Raw genomic sequence first — 258 nt, 5'->3', positions numbered from 1 at the left:
ATTCTGTTTTATTACCCGTGCCTCACCTTTTAACGGCTCGTCACCAGTAATTATCAATCTTAAACAAGCTTACTTCATCGTTTTGTCTCTCTGACAAAACACCTTCGGTGTTGTCAGGTTAAGCCTCACGGTTCATTAGTACTGGTTAGCTCAACGTATCGCTACGCTTACACACCCAGCCTATCAACGTCTTAGTCTTAAACGTTCCTTTAGGTCACTCTAGGTGACAGGGAAGACTCATCTCGAGGCAAGTTTCCC

General features: G+C 44.2%; 1 rRNA gene. It reads right to left on the bottom strand.

What is annotated here, in order from left to right:
- Nucleotides 1-114 precede the first annotated feature (114 nt).
- Nucleotides 115-258 (bottom strand): 23S ribosomal RNA (locus BHE89_RS02340); the annotation flags it as partial.

The organism is Shigella sp. FC1967, assembly GCF_001743005.1.
GTDB lineage: Bacteria > Pseudomonadota > Gammaproteobacteria > Enterobacterales > Enterobacteriaceae > Proteus.
This window is presented reverse-complemented; position numbering and strand designations above follow the sequence as displayed.